Source organism: Pseudomonas sp. NBRC 111130 (genome assembly GCF_001320485.1).
Lineage (GTDB): Bacteria > Pseudomonadota > Gammaproteobacteria > Pseudomonadales > Pseudomonadaceae > Aquipseudomonas > Aquipseudomonas vlassakiae.
Map to the genome: position 1 here is coordinate 42713 of NZ_BCBG01000001.1, position 20160 is coordinate 62872.

The 20160-nt window shown below is 61.6% G+C and carries 27 protein-coding genes; 2 read left to right on the plus strand and 25 right to left on the minus strand.

The features are described from left to right. Window positions 1-48 precede the first annotated feature (48 nt). Window positions 49-567 carry a KilA-N domain-containing protein gene (locus tag APH33_RS00225; protein ID WP_024087007.1) on the minus strand — a complete coding sequence of 173 codons (519 nt, stop codon included), beginning with the start codon at window positions 565-567 and terminating at the stop codon, window positions 49-51. Window positions 568-825: 258 nt separating this feature from the next. After that, window positions 826-1428 (minus strand): tail assembly protein, encoded by a 603-nt coding sequence (locus tag APH33_RS00230; RefSeq protein WP_054883242.1) that lies wholly within the window; start codon window positions 1426-1428, stop codon window positions 826-828. Between the two features lie 606 nt (window positions 1429-2034). Between APH33_RS00230 and APH33_RS00235 the strand changes: the two genes are divergently transcribed. Beyond that, window positions 2035-2223, plus strand: coding sequence for a hypothetical protein (locus APH33_RS00235; protein WP_054883243.1), 189 nt, complete (start codon window positions 2035-2037; stop codon window positions 2221-2223). A gap of 166 nt (window positions 2224-2389) precedes the next feature. Here APH33_RS00235 and APH33_RS00240 read toward each other — a convergent pair whose 3' ends face one another. From APH33_RS00240 to APH33_RS00335, 21 genes are all read right to left on the minus strand, one after another. Beyond that, on the minus strand, window positions 2390-3145 hold the full coding sequence (locus APH33_RS00240; RefSeq protein WP_054883244.1) for a C40 family peptidase: 756 nt from the start codon (window positions 3143-3145) through the stop codon (window positions 2390-2392). A 2-nt stretch (window positions 3146-3147) separates the two neighbouring features. Then, complete coding sequence (locus APH33_RS00245; RefSeq protein ID WP_023662119.1) at window positions 3148-3897, minus strand: phage minor tail protein L; 750 nt, start codon at window positions 3895-3897, stop codon at window positions 3148-3150. 9 nt (window positions 3898-3906) lie between these two features. Beyond that, entirely contained in the window at window positions 3907-4245 is a 339-nt protein-coding gene (locus tag APH33_RS00250; protein ID WP_023662120.1) for a phage tail protein, read from the minus strand. After that, a complete protein-coding gene (locus tag APH33_RS00255; protein ID WP_054883245.1) occupies window positions 4245-7706 on the minus strand; it encodes a phage tail tape measure protein in 3462 nt (1153 codons plus the stop codon). Before APH33_RS00255 ends, APH33_RS00250 begins: the two co-directional genes overlap by 1 nt. A gap of 3 nt (window positions 7707-7709) precedes the next feature. Next, window positions 7710-8027 (minus strand): DUF1799 domain-containing protein, encoded by a 318-nt coding sequence (locus tag APH33_RS00260; protein ID WP_371263228.1) that lies wholly within the window; start codon window positions 8025-8027, stop codon window positions 7710-7712. After that, the gene (locus APH33_RS00265; RefSeq protein ID WP_023662701.1) at window positions 8024-8407 is read right to left on the minus strand and encodes a phage tail assembly chaperone; all 384 of its coding nucleotides are present in this window, start codon (window positions 8405-8407) and stop codon (window positions 8024-8026) included. Before APH33_RS00265 ends, APH33_RS00260 begins: the two co-directional genes overlap by 4 nt. A 9-nt stretch (window positions 8408-8416) precedes the next feature. Next, complete coding sequence (locus APH33_RS00270; protein ID WP_023662702.1) at window positions 8417-9076, minus strand: phage tail protein; 660 nt, start codon at window positions 9074-9076, stop codon at window positions 8417-8419. Window positions 9077-9115: 39 nt separating this feature from the next. Further along, entirely contained in the window at window positions 9116-9544 is a 429-nt protein-coding gene (locus APH33_RS00275) for a phage tail terminator-like protein (RefSeq protein WP_023662703.1), read from the minus strand. Next, window positions 9541-10215: a hypothetical protein gene (locus APH33_RS00280; protein ID WP_029886760.1), complete on the minus strand. Its 675-nt coding sequence runs from the start codon at window positions 10213-10215 to the stop codon at window positions 9541-9543. Before APH33_RS00280 ends, APH33_RS00275 begins: the two co-directional genes overlap by 4 nt. A 1-nt stretch (window position 10216) precedes the next feature. After that, entirely contained in the window at window positions 10217-10609 is a 393-nt protein-coding gene (locus APH33_RS00285; protein WP_023662705.1) for a hypothetical protein, read from the minus strand. Between the two features lie 3 nt (window positions 10610-10612). Further along, window positions 10613-10990, minus strand: a complete 378-nt coding sequence (locus APH33_RS00290; protein ID WP_023662706.1) for a hypothetical protein — start codon at window positions 10988-10990, stop codon at window positions 10613-10615. A gap of 3 nt (window positions 10991-10993) precedes the next feature. Continuing rightward, complete coding sequence (locus APH33_RS00295; RefSeq protein ID WP_023662707.1) at window positions 10994-11299, minus strand: HeH/LEM domain-containing protein; 306 nt, start codon at window positions 11297-11299, stop codon at window positions 10994-10996. Window positions 11300-11346: 47 nt separating this feature from the next. Further along, on the minus strand, window positions 11347-12324 hold the full coding sequence (locus APH33_RS00300; protein ID WP_054883247.1) for a major capsid protein: 978 nt from the start codon (window positions 12322-12324) through the stop codon (window positions 11347-11349). Between the two features lie 3 nt (window positions 12325-12327). Next, window positions 12328-13101, minus strand: coding sequence for a hypothetical protein (locus APH33_RS00305; protein WP_023661584.1), 774 nt, complete (start codon window positions 13099-13101; stop codon window positions 12328-12330). Between the two features lie 113 nt (window positions 13102-13214). Continuing rightward, window positions 13215-14309, minus strand: a complete 1095-nt coding sequence (locus APH33_RS00310; RefSeq protein ID WP_029886758.1) for a minor capsid protein — start codon at window positions 14307-14309, stop codon at window positions 13215-13217. Continuing rightward, the gene (locus APH33_RS00315; protein ID WP_023661586.1) at window positions 14236-15687 is read right to left on the minus strand and encodes a DUF4055 domain-containing protein; all 1452 of its coding nucleotides are present in this window, start codon (window positions 15685-15687) and stop codon (window positions 14236-14238) included. The genes APH33_RS00310 and APH33_RS00315 overlap by 74 nt, the downstream gene beginning before the upstream one ends. Further along, window positions 15687-17177, minus strand: coding sequence for a hypothetical protein (locus APH33_RS00320; protein WP_029886757.1), 1491 nt, complete (start codon window positions 17175-17177; stop codon window positions 15687-15689). The genes APH33_RS00315 and APH33_RS00320 overlap by 1 nt, the downstream gene beginning before the upstream one ends. Before the next feature lie 2 nt (window positions 17178-17179). Next, the gene (locus tag APH33_RS00325; RefSeq protein WP_023661588.1) at window positions 17180-17797 is read right to left on the minus strand and encodes a hypothetical protein; all 618 of its coding nucleotides are present in this window, start codon (window positions 17795-17797) and stop codon (window positions 17180-17182) included. Window positions 17798-17806: 9 nt separating this feature from the next. Beyond that, on the minus strand, window positions 17807-18241 hold the full coding sequence (locus APH33_RS00330; RefSeq protein WP_023661589.1) for a proteasome subunit beta: 435 nt from the start codon (window positions 18239-18241) through the stop codon (window positions 17807-17809). Continuing rightward, entirely contained in the window at window positions 18238-18402 is a 165-nt protein-coding gene (locus APH33_RS27325) for a hypothetical protein (RefSeq protein ID WP_023661590.1), read from the minus strand. Before APH33_RS27325 ends, APH33_RS00330 begins: the two co-directional genes overlap by 4 nt. Before the next feature lie 50 nt (window positions 18403-18452). Continuing rightward, window positions 18453-18776, minus strand: coding sequence for a phage holin, lambda family (locus tag APH33_RS00335; RefSeq protein WP_023661591.1), 324 nt, complete (start codon window positions 18774-18776; stop codon window positions 18453-18455). A gap of 104 nt (window positions 18777-18880) precedes the next feature. Here APH33_RS00335 and APH33_RS00340 point away from each other — a divergent pair, with 104 nt between their 5' ends. After that, entirely contained in the window at window positions 18881-19063 is a 183-nt protein-coding gene (locus tag APH33_RS00340) for a hypothetical protein (protein WP_023661592.1), read from the plus strand. 1 nt (window position 19064) lies between these two features. On the opposite strand, the gene APH33_RS00345 is transcribed toward APH33_RS00340, so the two are convergent. Both APH33_RS00345 and APH33_RS00350 read right to left on the minus strand, forming a co-directional pair. After that, window positions 19065-19304, minus strand: coding sequence for a hypothetical protein (locus APH33_RS00345; protein ID WP_023661593.1), 240 nt, complete (start codon window positions 19302-19304; stop codon window positions 19065-19067). A 243-nt stretch (window positions 19305-19547) separates the two neighbouring features. Next, window positions 19548-20057, minus strand: a complete 510-nt coding sequence (locus APH33_RS00350; RefSeq protein WP_023661594.1) for an acyloxyacyl hydrolase — start codon at window positions 20055-20057, stop codon at window positions 19548-19550. Window positions 20058-20160 lie beyond the last annotated feature (103 nt).

The following is a 20160-nucleotide window of genomic DNA, read 5'->3' on the forward strand; positions in this document are numbered from 1 at the left end:
CCGGGCAATAAAAAACCGCCCGGAGGCGGTTGCTATGTCGAGCGGCGCTCAGGCCGCATCGAGTCCTAACGTCATCTGAAGTTGTTCGCGCCAGTACTCGACCTGATGAACCAGAGCGGGTTTGCGCCCCTTCCATCGAGCCAGTTCGCGTCCACTTAGGCTGGCGACCTGCTGTCCATCGTCCAGCGCGCGGCAAGCACGATCGAACTGCTGCTTTTCATTCAGCTCACCGCGCAGCAGAGCGTCAATGTGCAGGTCGCACCAGACTGAGAACTTCATATCTAGCCATCGCGCAAACACGACCGCCAGCTTCGGATGGAGCCATGTCCCCGGAGATTTGCCGCCGCGAGCAGTACGCACCAGACCAAAGTGACCCTGAGTCACTTTGGTGTCTAAGCCCAAAGCATCCGCCATCACCTGCATGTACAGCTTGGTATCTTCCTGCTTGAGCCAATCCACTGGACGCTTGCCAAATCGCTTGGCCACATCGGTAGCGTTGACCCAGCCCTCGCTATTGAAGCGAACGGCCTGGCCTTCATAGTGGAACGGAATGACGTTGTTGTTCATGGGTAGCTCCTTCCGCCTGAAGAAGGCGGTGCAGGCAGGGGCGTAGGCGGAGCAAAACCGTCCCTTTTCGGTTGATCTGACCTAGCCTGCACCGGTATCCCCGAGGGGATTCGCGGGCACAAAAAAGCCCCGACACGCTTTCACGTCCGGGGCTTTGGCATTTCTACAGGCATAAAAAAAGCGCCGTTAGGCGCCGATCTCATGCAACTTGTACAACGTAGCTGAAAAGTACTGAAAAAGTGCAAGGCAGTCAACTGACTAGACCTTATCTTGCGCCTCGATGGAGGCAGAGATAATCGCCCCGCCCCAGCGGCGGTCGCCGATGCAGATAGGGACAGGGTTGCCGCTGGCGGTGGTGTTCTTGGCGCTGCCGAAGGCGTAGGACGGCAGGTTCTCGGGAGCGCCACTCATGCTGAGCCCTTGAGCCTGCGGGCTCAGCATTTGAATCACACCGCCCACTGCCATTGAGCCACCACCCATACCAACAGCGAGAGCAGTAGCAGCAGACCAGCCGAGCGGGTTCCACCAGGCCAAGGCCACAATCGCAATACCGATGATGGTCTGCAGAACGCCGGCACGCTTGCTCCCGGCAATCACTGGGGCTATGCGAATATCGCCACTTCCTCCGAAACCGAGCTCCTTTTCCTCCAAGTTTTTCTGTCCGCGGAAGATGGCAAATTCGAGACCCTCCGCCTTGGCATTAGCAATGAACTGTTCAAAGCCAGGTACTTGGATACAGAGGGCCTTGATCGCTTCTGCAGGAGATCGAACAGAGAGCCTGAAACACCGACCGAACTGTCGAAGCTTGCCGTATAGCAGTACGTTGGTCATTGGCTGATATTCAATCGCTAAGGGGGGCATTACTTTCCTCCATAAACAAAAAAGCCACCCGAAGGTGGCTTGAGTAGAGTGAGTGGCTTACTGGGCGCAGGCCTTAACCGCGTCGGTGACCCGCGCCAGCGGTGACTGCCATGTGCGATAGAAATGATATCGAACCGTGGAGCCATCCTTTCCTGGCACTACATCCACGAGGTGCAAAGGGGCCTGCGCATCTGGCGCGAGAACCGAGTAGCGCTTGCCAGATGACTGCAGAATTCCGCCGACGCTTGCGCCCAGGACGGTCGTGCTCTGCCAACTATCACGAATACACTCCGCGACATCTCTAGCTGGCTTATGTGACTCCAAAACCACGAGTGGCGGATTACTCCGCGTTTCGGCAACGCTTGCACATCCAGCCACCAAAGCCAGCCCCACTGCTCCGATCAGAACTCGCATGACATCCCTCCCTTGAAAACGGCGACTGTACCAGCCGGCCTGGCCAAGCATCCAGCGTGGATGAAATGCCAGTACCGCGCCAGCATTTCGCCATAGTAGCTTTGCTCCTCCAACGAACCGCCCTGGTCCGTTGCCGGAAAGCCCATGGACTGGGGCATGCCATCAAGGCGCAGATACCTTATGGAGAATGCAATGGCTACAAAACTTGTTCAGCTTAACCTGGTAATCCCTGCAAAAGCCGTAGCAGGTCTTAGCGACGGAACCGGCACCCAACTAATGGTCGAGCTAGATCTTTCGACGAAACCCCTCGGTGCCTACTCCATCCAGGAAATTGAAGATCTCGCGCGAGCCAAGCTCAAGCAGATCGCTGCAACTGCTTAATATGTTCGGCCAAATCCTCGACCCGCGCTGTTAGCAGCGCCTCGTAAGCCATCCTCAAGCTCGACTCCATGCTGAGTCGAGCCTCCAAGGTCTCGATCCTTTTATTTACTTCTTCCAATGCAGGTGTTGGTGAATGGGTCATTAGCACTCCCGCGGCTTAGCCGCTTCAGTTCGCGTCCCGATGACGCAACACAAGACGCGTCCGGTCTAGCCAGGGACCGCCGAACACGATGATTTCTGATGGTCTTCCGAGCAGGTGATGCAGCATAAAGGGGCCTGGCCCGAAGGCCTGGGCATGCTCCTCGGGCAGCTGCGCGGTGTCGCCCAGGTAAATTCCGGCGTGATTCGGGTGGGCGGTACGCCCAACGGCCATGACGATCATGTCGCCGCGCTGCGGCTGGCTGACCCGGCAGAAGCCGGCGGCCTCGTAAGCCTGCTCGTAAAGGCTCGGGCCGCCTGCCTGTTCCCACCATCCCTCCTCCCGTGCATAGGCGGGAAACTCCAGGCCCCACTCACGCTTGTACCAGTCTGCGCACACCTGCCAGCAGTCCCAGGCGCCGTGCACGAACGGCCGGCCAAGCAACGGCGTGTGGCCGGTGGGAGTGATGGAACGCAGGTCGCCTTCAGGCCACGACAGGATGTGCCAGGGCAGACCCGTGGCTTCGCACATGGCAAGGTCGCGTGGCGACGGCTTGCTAGTTGCGTCCGGGTGGGAGTGCACGATGCCGATTACATCGCCCTGGTCTTCCGCTTCAGCATACTGCTCCGGCGAAATCCGGAACTCTTCAGCAGGGTCGGCGGAGGCGTTTTCACACGGCATATACCTGTGGGAGCGGCCAACAGCGATGATCAGCCCGCAGCACTCGCGCGGGTAATCCGCAGCAGCGTGCGCTTGCACGGCGGCGAGGATGTGTTTGCGCATGGTCAGCTCCGCGCGATGAGGGAAACGGCCGGGAAGCCACCGAAGGGCAGTTGGTTGCCTTGGCCGTGACGGACAGTGCATCCGGTGTCGAGGCAGCCATTACACTGGTCCTTGGCCGGGTCGTCCGTGGGGTTGCCGTCGAGGTCGAAGTAAGGTCCGGTGTATCCGCAGTTGGGGCCGCGGTAGCCGGCGGTCATCGCCCAGTGGCATAGCTGGGTCATCTGCCGGCCAATCGTCTCTCCGCCAACATCGCCGGGGCTGGCCAGCTCCCACGCTACCGTGGTGCCGTTCTCGGACACCTTTTGATCGATGTACCAGACCTCGATCGCTTCCTCGGTCGGATCAGCCTCCGGGTTGCCTGCGGGGAAATTTGCAGCATCCAGATAGCGCGCCATCGTATGGCGCATGGTCAGCTTGAATTCGAGCAGGTTGTCGAAGGCAAGGCACAGCGCCGTGATCCTGCCGTTGACGTTGCCAACGGTTAGCGTGGGTCTCACCGCGGTGCCGTCCGAGTTCGCCTCGATGCCGTCAATCTGCATCGGCCAGGCGCCATACTCGTTGCCCTGCCACCAGATTGACTTGGCCGGCAACTGATCGGCATTCGCGCCGGCTGCCGCCAGCTCTTCTGGGGTATGCGGAATTGCATGGCCATGGAACCGCAGCATGTCGGCACCGAAGTCCGAGCCATCCAGCTCGAATAGCAATACTTCGCTGCCAGGCTCCAGGGTCTGGATGTCCTTGATCAGTGACATACTGGTTCCTTATGGGTGAAAGGCCCGCTCAAAGGTGGCGGCAACCTTGAAGCGACCGCCGCCGACCGGGGTAGGCTTGGGATCTTTGCAGGTGAACAAACCCAGATCGCCAAGCGGAGTGGTCCATAAAAAAGCTTTGGCCCCGCCATGCTTATCGAAGAACTCCATGATCTTGCGAACCTGAGCCTTCGTGCCGGTAACCGTGATGGGGTAGCTGTCTTCCTTGTTATTGGGTCCGTCGCCGACGACCTGCCGGTACCCGCCGCCGAAGCGTGACTCGCGGGTCCGGTAGCTGATCTCCGGCGTTTCCCCGCGCTGGGTTGGCCAGCTGAATTTTTCGATGGCCATCAGCGCCTCCCGCTGGTATTGCGATGGCTGACGCCACCTGGACGCCATGAGTCAGCGACCGCCTTCTCGGCAGCCATCTGCATTTGCTTCTGCATGTTCTGCTGGAGCAGCGCTTGATCAAGTTGCATGCCCTCGCTACTCCTGTCCTCCACCACCATGCTAACGGGCGCGGACACGCTGATCGCCGTTCCGCCGCCACCGCCGCCAACCGCCATCACTCCAAGCTGGCCGCCCGCCGTTCTCGTAAGGGGCATGACAGCCTCGTCACCAGCCTCTCCCATCACTCCCAGCTTGCCGCCGGCCATGCCAAAAGCGGTCGGAGTGCTCACGATGGAGTTGGTGAAGGCGCCACCATTGGCGAATAGCTGAACGCCGTTCGACCAAGCGCCACCCAACGCCTGCGGGAAGTAGGCGCTGGAATAGCCGGCCTGCGACGCGCCAAGGTTGGACGACACCGCGCCTGCAGACCCTGCCTCCATGCCGTTACCGGTGCCACCGCCGAAATAAGCGGAAGCAGCCGACACGCCCCAGCTCACCAGACTTCCCAGCAGCCCAGAAGCAGCCTGCTGTGTCGCGATGCGCGCCATATCTGCCAGCACCGATTTGGTGAAGTCCGCGAACGAGAACTTGCCGGTCATGGCGAAGTTCACAACCGCATCCTCCATCGAGCTGAACGCATTCGTGAACAGGGACCTCGTCTGCCCGGCGACATCCCGGGCCTGCTCCAGGTAGTTCTGGAAGGCCGACGACGCCCCCTTGCGCCAGTCGCCCTGGGCGGCCGTCATCTGGTCGTAGTTGGCTATGGTGGTTTCTTGCAGGTCCTTCTCGGTCTTGCTCAAGGCCGCCAGCTTCTGGTTGTACTCATCGAGGCTCATGCCGCGGGAGCCGTCACCGTACTGGTTGGCAAGGTCCAGGCGCTGCTGGTTCATCCGATCAGTGATGCCGTTCTGCTGATCCTGCAAGCCGCGCTGGCGATCACCGAGCCCAAGGCTGGCGGCGGAGCGCTGCCCCTGCTGTCTCAGCGCCAGGACCTGCTGGTCGAGGGCGTCGGTGTAGGTCTGCACAGCCCTGGCCTGCTTGGCCAACCGGCCTTGCTCATTGGTCGCCAGCACCGAAAGCTCGGTATCGGCGTCCTTCTGTGCCTTAACCATGGCCGCGCGGGCATCGGCGATTTTCTGGTCGAGCTGGATTCGCTGTTGGGCGCTGGTACTGCTTCGCCCCTTGGCCTCCTCCAGCGCCTTGATCTCTGCCTCGTAGGCGTTCGTGACCTCGGCCTTCTGCTGCTCGATGATTGCGGCTCGCTGGGCGGCGTACGACTCCCGGGAGATCAGGCCGGCCTTCTGCGCCGCATCCAGTTCCTTCTGGTGGTTCTTGTACTCGGCCAGGATGGCGCTCAGTGCGTTCTTCTGGTCGTTGAAGCCTGAGAGGTCGACCGACCCTGTGCGACCGGCAGGGTCCTTGAACTGCTTGGCGATGTCGGCCTGAACACGGGCGATGTTCTCGGGCTTCAGGCGCTCGTCGTTCGGGCTGACCTTGCGGATCGCCTCCAGCGACTTGTTGTACTCCTTCAGCGCATCAGCGCGCTTCTCGGCGTTGGTCCTGGCAGACTTTTCCAGCGCATCGATCTTGCCGATTGCAACGATGGCTGCCTGCTGGCGCTGAACATCCAGCTCGCGGGCCCGGGCAATCGCCTGCTGTGTGTCGCGCTGCTGAATCAGACCTTTCAGCTCAAGGCTGGCGTTGGTGAGCTTCTTCTGGGCATCGATATCGTCAGCGTCGGCATTTACAGCGCTCTGCGCCGCGGCGACCTGGCGTTGCATGTCGACGATCCGACTCGCGATGTCCTGATCCCGACCAACGTCATTGAGTGCATCGACAGTGGCGGCCACCTCGCCTTTCAACGACTTCCACCCGCGCTCCCACAGCGACAGGTTCTCGGTGACCTCCTTGCTGCGGTTCCTGATGGTATCGACGTAGGTATCGGTGAGTAGCTTGGTCGCCCCGATGGTGTCGCCCTGCTCCTTCAAGGCAACGATCTGCGAGTAGGTTGCAGCGGTCAGGAAGTTGTACTGCTCGTTCAGGTCCTTGGCAGCCGCTACCGGGTCCTTGCCGATCTTCACGAACTCGGCCACCGTCTCCTCGACCGCCTTGCCGGTGGCAGAGCGCCACTCCAGGGTGGCCTCGGTGATCTCGACGAAGCTGTCGGAAGCGATCTTGCCGCTACCGGCCAGTTGGGTGAGCACTTCAGCCGCGGCACCAGTGGTGCCGACGGTCGCGGCGACCTGGCGCGCCATTCCCGACATCTGGTCCGCCGTCGTGCCGGCGGCATTGCCAGTCTTGATCAGTTCCTTCTGGAAACCGATCGCCTCCTCGCTGCCGGAGTAGTAGGCGTAACCCAGCACGCCAACTGCTGCGGCGGCGACGGTGAACGGGTTCACTAAGCCTGCCACATAGCCGCCCAGCGCCTGAACCGCCGGCCCAATGCCGCCGAACATATCCTTGAGCTGCCCGCCCTGCTGCAGAAGAACCGTCAGCGGCGCCTGGCCACCCTGCAGGGACACCACGATATCGGTGAACTGCGCCGGCACGCCGCGCAGCGCGGCAGCCGTTGCTTTGGCTGTCATGCCCGTCTTGTTCAGCGCGGTGTCGGCGCCGCCCAGGGCGGTACGCGCTTGGTCGATCTTCGCTTGGTACTCGCCGAATGTCTCCGCATCGAGCGCGCCACTGGCGCGGAAGCCCTTGAGCTTCTGTTCCATCTGGTCCAGACGGCTCATTGCTGCGACAGTCGGGTCAATCTTGCCCAGCAACTCCTCGAGCGCCTGGCCTTCTTCCCGATGCGCGCCGGCGGCCTTCTTCGCCGCCTCCGCCTGGCGCTCTTCTGTGGCGATGAGGGCCTGGGCCCGGCTATTGATGGACGCTTGACGACTGGCGCTGTCCGACAATACAGCGTTAGCCTGGGCAGTTACCTCGGCACTCTGCTCGGTTGCCCGGTTGAGCGATTGAACGTACTGGCTGGCCTCCAGCGAGGCCTTGGCCACGGCCAGAATCCTGGCCTGCTGCTCGTCGGCGGATTCAGCGGCGCGCCGGCCAGCCTGGGCACCGGCATCAGTGGCGGTGGTGAGCGCCTCCTGCACCTTACCCGCCTGCGCGGCCTCGGTCCGGAACGCGCCCATGTTCGCCGCGGCGCTGCTGAATGCCGTGGAAGCGCTGGTAACGGCGCGCCCCACGGTGGCCATCTGCTGCGCCAACTCTGTCTGCTTGGCGTTGAGCGCCTGCAGTTCCTGCACGATCTGCCGGGTGTCACCCTGCAGGCTGCCCAGGGCAGTCTCCCAGGCTCGACCGGTTCGCCCAGCCGACTCCTCGCTGCGCTTGCCGGCGTCCGTCAGCTGATCGAGGTTGTCCTTGGCTTCGACGGCATCACCGGAGTCGATCTGAAGACCGAGAGAGGCAATGGTGGTCATGATCTACTCCATCGATTCGGCCATGACGGCCAAGGCCTCAACCTCCATGACGCGGAGATCGGGGAAAATGTCGGTGAGGTCGCGGCGCTTGATGCCGAGCATTGAGGCGGTTGCAGGAATGGCGGTGTAGTCCAGGCCGGACGGGCCGCCCGAAGCCACCCGCCACTGTGTGCCCAGCGCATCGAACAGGCGGAAGGCAGGCCAGGCATCCGGCAAGACCTCCACTACCTCCTCCTCGATGTCATCAAGGGTCAGCCCCAGCGCCGTCAGTTGCTCAGCGGACGGGCCGCGCTCGTAGCAAGCCCGGGCCGCCGCCTTCAGTTTCCCAAGCGGGCCGGACTGTAGGCGGCCTGGTAGGCGTCGATTACTGCCTTCGGTGCGCCGGTACAGGTGCGTACCAGGTCGACGATGGCCTTGGCGCTGAACTCGTCCTCCAAGTCCCAGCCTGTAACGATCTCGCCCAGTTGCTCAGCCTGCAGGGCTATCTCCCCGGTAGTGACCTCCTCCCAAGTCGCGCCGTCCTTCTGGGCCTTTTCCGCCCAGGCGTCGCGCGCCTTGTTCCAGCGGTCGAACATTGCGGACAGGGCCACGCGGTCCATGTAGCGGAACTGGAATTCCACCGGTGCCGGCTCGGCGCCAATGCGCGGAACCTGCACCACGGCAGCGAAAGTGGGGTTCTGCGCGATTTTGATCTTCGCCATGAGAATTCCTTACGCGCCGGCCAGGTAACGAAGCGAGCGAGCCGACAGGCCGACGCTGATGGTGCGGGTCATCACGTTGTTCCGCTCCATTGTGGGATCTGGAGTGATGCTGACGTAGCCTGGATACAGGATATGGTCACCGTTGCGCAGCTTCAGACGAATAACTGCAAGCTCTTTCGAAGAGTCGTAGCCTTCAACGGCCTCAACGTAAGCCGCAGAGGGCTGGTCCTCGACCACAATAGACAGGGTTGTCGGGTTGCGGTTGGTTGGGAACTGTTTGTCATCGTCGTCTTCTAGGTACCCGACAGTAGCGTACTGCTGCTCGCCCCCGGCCGAGTTGAAAGACGTTACCTTGGAGATCTGCACCCAGTCGGATACCGGGAGCACAGAGCCAACCCCAGCCCCGGCGGTGTAACGCTCTACATCACTGGTGTCCAGGCCGGCCAGGGAGAACGCGTCAGCAGCAACAGCGGATGCCTTAACGGCACGGTCGTTGATCAGCGCCCAGCCGGAGTTGACCAGCAGAACGTCGCCGTTCTGGATGGTGTGACCGGCAGCGGCTGCCACCGGAGGCTTCGCATTGGTCAGCGCGGTGAATGGGACGGCGGCGCCGATGACGCGTGCGATCTCCAGCACGGCGCCGTTTGGCAGCGGGAAGCGTGCGGCCATGGTTTGTTTCCTCTTGATAGCCCGCCGGGCGGCGGTTGGTTATGCCCCAGCGGGCGGTAGATCCGCGACACCGCGGTAGGTGAAGCTGGCCGGGACCGTGTAGGTCGCCGACTCGGTAATGGTTGGCCCCTGGTCAACTGGTTCGGTGACCAGGCCCTCGAAGCCGTTGCGGCTGAGCTCCGAATCCACTCGGAAGAGGCTCGAAAGCTCCTCGACCAGACTCTCAGCGGTAGCCAGTGGCTGACCCGCCGGGCAAACGATGCTCACCTGGTAGACGCCGGCGTACTCGTAGGCATCCCCGCCCAGATAACGACAGGTAGTTGCTCCCGGCAGCTGAAACGCTTGCAGGTATGTTTCACCCTGCTGAGCCACGAACTCCTGTTCGAAGTTCGCAACACGGATCGGTCGCGCCGCGGCCCAAGCCATCAGCTTGATTTCAATAGCTTGGCGGGCCTTTGCTTGGCTCATACGCGGTTGTTCCTGATGGCTTCGTCGACGATGCGCTGGAAGTTTGCGAGCGTGACCCGGACCATGCCAGCCGGAGCCTGCGACGAATGCCCGTATTCCAGCGGGATGGCATACGGCAAGTTGTTCACGATGAACGCGGTCTGGCCGATGGTCAGCGCCTGCACTTGGGTGATGAGCGCGGTAATGGCCTCGCTGCCCGACGGATCGATGCGGTCGAGTTCCTCAGTCGCCGGAGAGTCGATGGAGAACTGCCAGTTGCCCCGGAACCGCCCGCCAACGTATCCCTGGCCGGCAACTAGGCCGTTCACAGCGAAGTTCTGCTCTCGCTCGGTCTTGGTCAGGGGCTTGGCGTACTTCACGCCTTTACGCAGCCTGCCGGCCTTGGTGAAGTTGTCCTGATTCAGGTTGATCAGGGTGTTGCGTACCGCGACTTTGAAGTCGTAGTCATCGGCAGCCTTGTTGGCCTTGGCCCGGTGAGCCACGTTGGCCGCCCATAGTTCCGGGTTGCCTACCGGCGACATGCGGATGACGCTGCTGCCGATTTCGATCACGATTTCGCGGAAGGTGGCGTCCAAGGCTTGCTCAGCCTGCTCGGCGAACGCCCGTATGGCTTCAGCGAAGTCGCCCTGCTGCCCGCCGTACCGCTGGACCATGTGTGAGCTGCGTGCCATGTCACTTCCTCAGCTGAATGGTCCATGTCGCCTGGGTTGGGTCCTCGGAAACGTTGAGCACGCGGTAGCCGCTCACCTGGTCGCCGATCTTGGGCGCCGCCGGGGCGTCTGTGGCGGCACCGGCCTGTCCCTCGAAAAGCTCGTTCTGAAGCACCAGCAACTTCACGTCCTCGGTCTGGATACGGGTCCCGTCGATCTCTTTGGCCAGGTAGCTGCCGAACACGCCGCGCCCGGTGTAATAGATGGTCGAAGCCGGGACGGTGCCGCCAATCTCGGGGTCGTATCCGCCCTTTACGGTACGGCTCCCTGAAACCGGCTTTACCGCATCGGCCAGGCCATCTGGATCATCGAACGCTTCCGCCAGGTCGGCCTGGATCTCTTCGCGCATGCCCATGGGTCAAATCCTCTTGAGCATCACAGTGCCAGAGCGGCGGATCCATGGGGCGAGAAGGTCGAGGGCGAAGCTCTCGCCAGCGGAGCGATCTACAGACCCCGCGACGTACGTCTTGCTGGTCGAGGTGCCAGCCTGGGCCGAAACCGTCTTGCTCTGCACCTCGCGCTGGGTATCCCTGTACAGCTTGCCGGCCGCAGCCAGCTTGGCCACCTGCGCTCCGGCACTCACGATGGCGTCAGGCACCGGGTCTGGCACAGGTCGCTTGATCTTGGCCGTGAGCCAGGCATTGGCCATGGCAACGGCGAGAACCGCATCACCGTCGCCAGCCCAACCCTGCCCGAGCGCCTGGTCAACATCAGCAACGGTGATGAAGTCGGTCATCGCTTACTCCTGCGGAATCAGGGCTTGCAGATCTTCTTTCTTAGCGCTGGCGTCGAAATCAATACCCTTGGTGGCGAGCCACTCCTTCAGCTCGGGCACCTTCATCTTGCGCGGGTCAGTTTCAGGCTGTTCCTGGGCGTATTGGTCGCCAACCTTGATGCCGGCCGCCTCGTAGGCCTCGACGATCTCAGGCGCCTCACCTTCGACCACAACATGCGTTGCGCCGTCGATGACCCCGAAGAATTGGCTCAGGAGCCGATAACAAACGCCGCGCTCACGGCCTGGCTTGTCGGTGTAGATGACTTTCATGGTGTTCTCCTGCGCAGGGCGCCAAGTCAGCGCCCTGCATCATGGGATCAAGGGGTGGCGGTGCCGCTGATTACAGCAGCGAACGGAACCTGCTTGCGGTCGAATACACGCTCCCAGTTCGCGGCGCTGGCGTACTGGGTGGCATTCGGGCTCAGGTTCAAGTTGTTGCTGCCCTTCCAGCTAAACCCGGCAGGCTGCAGGATGAAGGTCTTGCGCTCCCACAGAACCTCGGCGCCCCCACCGTTACCGCCGTCAGGCTTGCGCTGCATCTCGACTGGAGTGTGCGGGGTGCCCTCGCCGTAGCCGAATGCGCCTTGACCGAAGAAGATCGACAGGAACTGACCAGGCGCGTAGGTCAGGCTGTCGTCCATGAACACCGGCTTGCCGAGATAGGTTGCCAGGATGATTTTGCCGGTCGAGTCGCGCAGGTACTCAATCAGGTCCTGTTTGACCATCTGATTCATTACTACCGAGTGCACACCGATGGCGCCAAACATGTCGGCGGCATCGCCGGCGGTGAAGGCTGCGTCCTGGAATGCGGAGGCGCTGATGCTGGGACCGGCGTCTTTGACCATGTCGCCGCCATTGTTGACGATGTTAGAGGCGATGACGCCTCGGGCGGCACCCAGCAGGTAACGCTGCCACTGGCGGGTCCAGTAGGTACCGAAGCGGTTGCGAATGTGCTGCATCGGCTCGCTGTTGGCCAGCTCGGCGGTGAGGTCAGCGACACCGTAACCTTTGTTGAGGTACAGCGTACGAGCGCGCATGCTGCCTTGCTCGGCCTTGCCGACCTCACCCAAATCGTCCGGGTTGTCGTTCGAGATGTTCGGCGCCTCGTCGGCGTCGAGATCTTGCCAGTAGCTGATCTCGGAAGTGCCCTGGCCGTTGTTGGCGATGTTGTCCAGCGTCGGCGAGCGGGTCACGATGCCCGATTCAAAGACGGCGGTTTTTTCGGGGGTGTTCACCGGCGCCAGCGCGCCGTAGTAGTCGCGGACGAAGATGTCCGACAGCTGGGTCGTGGCCATGGATTAGGTTCCTTGGGTGGCTTGGAGTTTTTTGAACGCATCGGGGTTGTCCCTGGCCAGCGCAGCGCGCTCCGCCTCGGTGTACTCGCCCCATTTCTTCATGGCCTTGCCATTGTTGTCGCCGGTCTGCCCGGCACCCTGAGCCCTTGGCCACAGGTGGGTAGCGGTTTCGCGCAGCGATTCCGCCCATTCGAGGGGAGACAGCGGGGTCTTGCCGTCCTTCCCGTACACGACTTCGCCGGCACGGTCAGTGGCGACAGGCTCGCCGTCTTCGCTCAGTTTGAAGGTGCCTCGGGCGCGGAGGATGATGTCCTCAGCAGCCTCAGGCAGCGCGCCGGCCTTGATGGCGGCAGCGCGGATGGAGTCAGCCAGCACCTTGTCGCTGTACTTGGCGGCGAAGGCTTCGGCCTTGTCCGCACGCTCGTTGGCGGCCTTGACCTGCTTGTCCAGGTCGGTGCGTAGGCGCTCGGTGCGACGACTGATGACCTCGTCCAGCTTGCCCTCGGCGATCAGCTTGGTTTCCTCGTCCTGGCCGGCCTTGGCCAGCAGACCCTTGACCGCCTCGATGTCCAGGCCGTCGAACTGACCTTTCAGTTTGTCCAGCTCGGCCTTGATGGTCTTGTTGGAGCCGATCAGCTCGGTGTTTTTGGACTTGAGGCCCGAGACCTCGCCGTCCAGGAATTTCTGCACCTCGCCGCCCAGCGCTGCCTTCAGCGCGGCAGTTTGGGTTTCGTCGAGGGTGAGGCCGTGGGCGGCCGGGTCGAAGTCAAAAGGCATGTGGCTATCCCCTTGGGATTGGTTGGCCCGCCTGGCGGGCAAGAAAAAGCCCCGCGATAGCGAGGCCTGGAATGCGCGCCACAAAAGGGTGGCCCGAAGTTTCGTGGCGCGGATCAGTTGATCCCTGCCCGCTCGAACGCCAGCGGCTCCAACTCTTTGAGCTGGTCCAGCGTCAGCGGCTTGAAGTTCTTGTCCAGCTGCAAGCCGGCGAAGCGCTCGGCAGTCAGCCCGCCATCGCGGAACAGCTTGCCGCGCACCGGCCCCAGCGCGGCGTCTTGGAAGGCCGCTGGCTGCGTTTTGAGCCACTGGTAGTAGCTGAGGCTTGCAGAGACCTGACCGCCGCCATCAGCGCCCACTGCCGCCCTCGTGGCGCCTTGCCCGAACAGCGCCGACAACTTGGTGATCGGCGTGATGGTGGTCCGGCAGTGAATGTGGAACGGGGGCACAGGCCCCTTGCCCATCTCGAATTCGCGGCCGTCCATGCTCCGGCACTGCACGCTGGTCTTTCGGTCCAGGGTGGCAACGATTCGATACCCGGGCACCACCTCGGCATTCGCTTTGAGCGTTTCCATGCGCGCCGTGGTGGCCACATGCTGAACTGCGGTTTGGACGACGGCCCGGGCGCTTCGGTTCGTGACCGCCAGTACGCCGTCCGTGAAGTTCTGCGCCGCCGTGCCGCGCACGGCCTGGGTGATCTCCGCGTTGGTCTGGCCTTGGACGACCCCCATCCGAATGGCATTGGTTACCCTGTCCGCTTCGATGCGCGTCCATCCATTCAGGAATGGCTTGAGCAGCTTGCCGCCATCCACCCCGGCCACCTGCAGGGGCTGCGTGTTGATCGCCGCCCTGAGCAGCGAATCCGCCGGCATGGCCGCGTCTATCAGCAGCGCCGTCGCCAGGCTGCGCCCCTCGAATGCAGCCTCGTACTGCGCAATATCCACCAGGTCGGACTGCATCCGGTCGCTGAAGGCCTTGTAGATTTCCAGCAGCTTGCCGCCCACCCGGCCAAGAAACTCCTCAAGCCGGCTGCGGCTGTAGGTGGTCAGCTCCTTACGGGTGAGCTGGTCGCGGACATGAGCATCGGCCCGGCGCAGGTAGGTCTCGAACTTCTTGACCTCGCCAGCCTTGAGCCGCTCAAGCAGTACCGAGTGGCGGCTTACCTGCTCCAGCAGCTTCTCGTCCGCCGTTTGCTCCGGTTTCATTGCCATCGTCTTTGTCCAGGTTGACGCCGCCCGCACCGTGCTCGTCGCCTATCAGCTCGGCTTCTTCGTCGTAGGGGCGCTCGGGAAGCTTTCCGGTGGTGAGGTACTGCCAGTAGGTCTCGGCGCTGATGGTGCCGGCCATGACACTCTTCTGCAGCTCGGCCAGGACCTGGGCGTTGACCTCTGGGATCACAAACTCTGGCTTGACCGTGAAAACGACCTCATCCTGGTTGTAGCCCGTCCACTCTGCTGCGTATCGCAGGGCCTGCTCGATGGCGGCCGCCGCGGTGATGACAATGCTGTGCAGTGTGGCGTGCTGGTCGTTCTGGCGAGTTTTGCGGGCCTCGCCCGACTCCGTACCGGAAACGTCCATGACCTTGGCGCCAGCTTCAAGGGCTGCATTCTTCTGGTCTTCCATCGCCGTGCGAACGGCCTCGATGCCGGCCCCCTGGAACTCCAGGTAGCCGCATTGGCCTTTCGGGCCGAGGTCCCAAGCGGCAGACGGGCCGGTGACGCTGAGTTCCACGCTCTCATCCAGGCCAGATACCCACGGCTGCGGATGGCTGGTCTGGTGCAGCGCGGTGAAATAGTCGGCGCTGAGCTGGTACGACTTCAGTGCCGCCCGCGCCATCGTCAGCAGCGGGATTTCATCCACGTCTGGCGAGTTGTCGGTAGACCCACAGTAGATCACCGGGATGTACTCGAGACCGCGCACCAGTTGGTTGTCGGTACCGACAGTACCCAGCGGGCGGTCCTGCTCGATCAGTTCGCCGGCCTCGTTGCGCACGGCGGTATAGCAGATCTGGTCGAGCATGTAGAACTCGCGGAAAACCGTCTCGCAATCGTGGCTGTAGCGGTCCTCGGCTTTCTTCCTGAACTCGCGGAACACGGCCAACACCAGATCCTGGCGCCCGCCTTGGTCGGCAGTGTCCCAGTTGATGGCGTTGCGCACCGCGTAGGTGGCGAAGTACGGCTGGCCGGAGTCATCCACGTTCACTACCAGCGGCACTCGGCCATGGGAGATAGCCTGGCGCACGACGCGCAGGAACAGCTGGGTCAAGCCGAAGCCGTCGGCCGTAGCGTTCTCTTCCAGGTCCTTCAGCCCGTTGGGCAGCTTCACCTCGGGAATGAGCCGGGAGACCAGGCCCATCATCGAGCGCAGCGAATCGCGAACCCAGTGCTCGTACTGGGCCCGATCGGTGTAGTTCCGGTAGAGGTAGGCATTCCCCTGGCCGTCCAGCTTCTCCGCCTCGACCATGCCGCCGGGCTTGGGCAGATTGCGCGGGCTGCGCTTGATAGCGCCCTCGCCCTCCAGGGCGTCGTCCATCATCCGCCACTCTTCGATGTGAGCGTCGTAGTCAGGGTTGGTGGATTGAACAGGCATTACGCCAAACCTCCGATGCGGCGGACACCGCCTGTGCGTTTACGTCGCGCCATGGCAACGGCGAAATAGCGGAACCCGTCAGCCGGGTGCGAGGACCAGTCATGAAGCGGCTTGTCCTTCCAGCACCCGCGCTTGTCGTCCCACTCCTTGCGATAGCTCTCCAGCGCGGTGATGCCCTCACTGCACTTGGCCTCATCGAAAGCACAGTTGGGCAGGATCTCGCGCGCCTGCTCGATACCTTCGTCAACGCCGAGCTTCGGAACGACTTGGAAGGTCATTCGATACTTCTCGCCGTCGATCTCGTAGCCCTCTCGAGCGAGTTCACGCCGAGTCTTGCCGTCGCTACCGAATTCCCGGTTGTCGATGTCGTGCGGTCCCCAGTGCTCGCCGTATTCGTAGCCGCGATCCTTTAGCACCTTCATGTAGTGCCGCAGGCCTTCGCCGCTGTTCTGGTAGAAATCGACGATGTGATACTCCTCGCCGACGATCCGGACGAACCAGATGGCCGTGGAGTCGCCCACACCGATGTCCCAGAACGTGTGCACCGGCAGGTGGCTGTTGTCCGGAAGCTTCCCGATGCGCTGGGCGGCGTAGAGCTTGGTGAACTGCTTGGCGTAGTAAGCGCCCTCGATCGTCTGCTGGAATGCCTCGGCAGGGATCGACGGGTATTCCCGCTTCATGTCGTCGCCGAGGGTCTTTTCCTTGGCGGTGTACCAGGCGCGTTGGCCGGGGTTGGTGACGATGCCGTGCTTGGCGGCCAGGTCGTCGAAGTACTTGGTCAAGCGGTCCGAGATCAGGACGTCGGTCGGGTCAAGCCAGTAGAGCGGGTTCCGCCACCAGCTGAAGAAGAAGAACTTCCAGTCCAGCAGGCCCAGGGGCACACCAGCCAGCTGCTGCTTCTCTGCGCTCTGCGAGTAATCGAAGAAATAGCCAGCCCGCCCCTCCGCCGTCGACTCGATCGTAACGAAACACTCTGCGGCGACAGCCTCAAAGGCGCCGGTGACGATCTCTCGGGCTTTGTGCGGAAACTTGGCACAGATCTTCCCGAACTCGGATACGTGCAGATACCGTAGAGTCCCGCCCCGAAAGGATGTGGACACGTAGAGCGATCCGCCTTTGCTGAACACAAGCTCGCCAGCAGCATCGTTGCGAGCAGGGTTAGCAGCGCGTATCTCCTTGGGAAGGTTGTCATACGCATACTTGACCTTCTCTCGGAATAGCCGCTTGGCGTCGTTCAGTGTGTGGGCGATCAGGGCGCACTTGGCAGCCTCAAACAGCGCGGCATCCAGCTGGACGATGCAGACCAGGGTCGTGAAGCCCAGCTGCCTGGCCTTGAGGATGATGTTACGGGTGTGCATCCCCTGGAAGTAATCGATCTGCTCCTGCGTCATGCGGAAGCGGACCTTCTTGCCCTGCTTGTCCGTGATGAAATACAGGTTGTTCAGCCGCCAGAACCGGTCCCGGAGCAGTTTCAGGTGCTCGGGCTTCATGGTCAGGCGTCCTTCGATAGTTCATCCATCAGCTTGGATAGAGTGTCTTCCTCGCTACCACCCTGTTTGACGTCGAGGTCATAAGCCTGGCGCTCCAGGGCAACAAGCGTCTTCAGCGTCTCGGCCAATTCCTTCATGGTCTTGGTCCGGGCAGGCAGCGCGCTCATCTTCTTGGCCAGAGCCAGCACATCGGCCATCGCCTCGCCGTCTTCGTGGTCGCCATCCTTCAGCTGATCGATCAGTTCCTTGATGGTGCCCTGCTCATCCGTCAGCGATTCCAGCTCATCCAGCAGCTTGTTTGTCAGCCGGCGGCTCCGGGAAATATCACCCCGGTGCGCCATCCTGATGTTGGCGATGACCTCAGCATTGAGCTCGATGATCTCCCTTTCGGTTTCCGCCTGTTTGCTGGAAACCTCTGTGGAAACCTCTCGCCTGGAAACCAGTGCATCGGCCTTGGCCTTGATCTTCGCCTTCAGGTCTCGGTCCCAGCCATCGCGCTTGGCGCGCTTGTTGATGGCGGTATGGGAAACCTCGTGGGCGGCTGCGATCTCTCGCACGGAAAGCACGCCGGCCCGGTAGGCTCGTTCGATCGCCTCCCAGTCGGGTTGCTTGGTACTCATGTCGAATCCTTATTGATCTCGGTCGATACGAAGCGTGCGGACCTTGCCACCAGTGCTTGTATCGCGCCTTGCCGCCATCTCGACGGCCTTCTCGGCAGATGCGCCCATGTCCATCGCAGCGAATGCGTATGGCGTTCCGCTGCCAATGGCGTACGGCCGGTCTGCCTTGAGTGGCGACTTCCACAGGCCGGTATCGTCGTCTACGGCAACCATCATCAGATTGCCGTCGTGAAGGACGATTGCAGAAGCGTCGACCTTCCCCGATGGGGATGTGCCGAAATAGGCCCCCACCAGAGCGTCATAGTCACAGACGGCGCCTGTCAGGAAGAACTTCACGCCATCGCGCTCAATGCACTTGTCGCAATCATCGTCGGTGATGAGGTCGCCTCGGGTGACTCGGGAGTCGTAGGCGATTACGCCGTCCTTGTAGGCGATGGTGGTCATTCAGGGTGAACCTCGATCTCGATGCCGCGGCCCACCCAGTAGCTGACACGCTCCAGGCATGGCTCACGACGGGTCAGCTGTGCCAGGGCCAGAACACCGGCCAAGTAGTATGTCAGCCACCACCGCTGGCGGCAGACGACATGAGCAGTTACCGAAGCCATTGGCCATTCCTCGCGCCACGAAACGGCGCATCTCCAATTTGTGGCGCGGGTTAGGGCCCATCGACCTTTCGTTCAGCCCAGCGTTTGCCAAGCTGGCGAGCCTGCTCAACGCCAAGCACGCCGACAAAGCCAGCGGTGGCGAACGACCAGGCTATGCTGAGGCCGAATTCCTTCACAGTCAGTCCGACCACCATCACGATCAGCGCGCCAAGCGTTGCCTCGATTAGTTGGCGGACTGGGCGGGTTTCCTTGCCGTCGTACTGAATACGCAACCAGGTCAGGGCGAATGTCAGGCCCATCGCCAGGCCGTTCTCTCTCAGGGCTGTCAGTACAAGCACCCAGAAGGATGGGTCTTTCTCTGGCATATGGGCCATCTCGATTCCTCCCGTTGCGGGGAGCTATGAATAAAAAACCCGCACAGGGCGGGTAGTGGCTTCGTGCTATGTTTCAGGGTTCTCACACCATGGAGTCACACAGCATGAAACCGGAAATCCAATCAATTGGCTTTGATCAGGCCTGTATGCGGGTATCAGTCAAGGTCAACGACACTTTGAACATCAATGTGACCTTGCCAATACCGCCAATTCAGTACGAAAACATGACAGTCGCTCAAGTCCGTGACGCGGCGATTCAGCACGCTAAAAACCAACATCGAGACTGAGTCAGCTTCCGCTGTAGACTTTGCTCTGCAAGTTGTCGATTTGCGCTTGCAGGGCATCAACCTTACCGCCAAGCGCAGAATCGGCCGCGACCCTAGCGGCAACTTCCGATTGGATCAGCGCGGTGAGTGACTCTACCCGAGAGGCTAGGTCGGCCGCCTGGGCTTGAAGTCGGGCCAGCATGGCGTGTACCACATCAACACTAGAGCGCAATGACGCGATGGCTTCGTTGGTTTCGGACATTTGCTAACTCCAGATACGAAAAAGCCCCGGCAGATACCGAGGCTTGGAATGGGTGCGGAGGGCCGGTGCTTACCCGGCTTGGTGGCCTGGATCGCTGGGCCACATACCCCAGACTCTCACCGCGTAGCCGATCAGGGAGCGCACGGCTTTGATCGACGCCACTACCGACTTAGCCCAGCTGCCTGAGCGTGTCATCCGCATAAAAAAGCCCGCACAGGGCGGGCAAAGAGGGATCGTGCTTTTTTAAATCTGGTGGCTGTAGAACAGCGAGTACGACTCGATACCGTCGTTGGGCTGCTTAATGCCAGCGTTGGAGTAGTGAATCGCTCGGATGCCAACCTTCTGCGTCTCGCCGATCTTCAAGCCCGCACCGATGCGGTCTTCGAAGTTGAAGGCCGAACCAAAGTCCTGGTCACCTGCGGACGTACCAGAGAAGACCGCCAGGCCGATGCCAGCCTCAACGAATGGCTTCACGTTACCGCTGCCGAACTCGTAAACGAAAACTGGCGCAAAGGACAGCGAGTGAGCGCCACCGGAAGCATCTCCTGCTTCCCAATAGGTATACCCAGCATCCCAGTAACCGGTTAGACGGCCAGTACTGGATTCAAACCAGCTTTTGTCCCAGTTAAAGCCAACGCCTGCACGCGCCGTAATGCCGCCTTGACTTGTCGCACCCAGCGCACCGGAAAGCTCAGCTGCTCCGGCAGACGCAGCAAAAAGGGACAGTGCTGCAGCAGCTAGAACGGTTTTCATAATCACGGTCTTCCATGTTTGTTTAGTTAGCAACCTATCAGAATCATAGCGCCATCAAAACGTTCCGTGCTACACAAAAAAAATCTGACCTCGCCAGAGGTGG